At 67.2% G+C, this 1,200-nt stretch carries 1 protein-coding gene; it reads left to right on the top strand.

The window, feature by feature from the left end:
• The coding region (locus AC1DS0_RS30775) for an autotransporter-associated beta strand repeat-containing protein (RefSeq protein ID WP_476817995.1) at positions 1–1,200 on the top strand (1,200 nt) is incomplete at both ends.

Below are 1,200 nucleotides of genomic sequence, written 5' to 3'. Positions count from 1 at the left end.
GGCTCCGGCGCGATGTCGGCGGCCTCGGACTATACAATCGAGATCGGTGGCCTGCTCAACGTCAACGACACGCTCGGGACGGTCACAGCCGGCTCGATCGCCGGGGCCGGCCAGCTGCGGATCGAGAACGGCTCGACCTTGGAGACCGGCGCGACCAACGCCTCGACCACGTTCAGCGGCATGATCTACGACGCCGGCAGCATCAGGAAGGTCGGCACGGGGACGCTGACGCTGACGCAGGAGAACACTTATTCCGGCGGCACGACGATCGCAGGCGGCGCGATCAGCATTTCCAAGGAGAGCAATCTCGGCAACACCTCGGGGGCGCTGACACTGGATGGCGGCGTGCTGCAGGTCACCGGGACGACGCTGAACGGGCTGACCCGCAACATCATCCTCGGCAGCAAGGGCGGCGGCTTCGAGATCGTCGAGGCCGGCAACAGCTTCATCGTGAACCAGTCCCTCTCGGGGACGGGCTCGCTTGCGAAGACCGGCGCCGGCACATTGGTGCTCAAGGGCGCCAGCAGCTATTCCGGCACGACCACGGTGTCGGAGGGAACGCTGCAGGCGGGCGCCGCCGACGCCTTCTCCGCCAATTCGACCTTCACGGTGGCATCAGGCACGACGCTCGATCTCGCCAACCTCAATCAGACGATCGGCTCGCTCGCTGGCACCGGCACGGTCACGCTCGGCTCGGGCACGCTGACGGCGGGCGCGAACAATTCATCGACCACCTTCTTCGGCACGATCACCGGCACTGGCGGCGTCACCAAGACCGGCACCGGCACGCTGACGCTGACGGGCACGAACACTTATACCGGGTCGACCAAGGTCGAAGCCGGCAAGCTCGTCGTGAACGGTTCACTGGCGAGCAGCGTCACGCTCGACGGCGGCACGCTCGGCGGTTCGGGCACCATCGCCGGCGTGAGCGTCGCCAGCGGCGGTACGATCGCGCCGGGCAACTCGATCGGGACGTTGACGGTCTCCGGCAATGTCGCCTTCGCGAGTGGCTCGACCTATCAGGTCGAGATCAACGCGGCCGGCCAGGGCGACAGGATCGTGGCGTCGGGCTCGGCGACGATCTCGGGCGGCACGGTGCAGGTGCTGGCCGAGAGTGGCAATTACGCAGCCTCGACCAACTACACGATCCTGACCGCCTCGGGCGGGGTCTCCGGCCGTTTCTCGACGGTGACCTCGAAC

Source organism: Allobosea sp. P4_H5 (assembly GCF_056400825.1).
The sequence above is the reverse complement of the archived record's forward strand: the minus strand, read 5'-3'. Positions and strand labels throughout refer to the sequence as shown.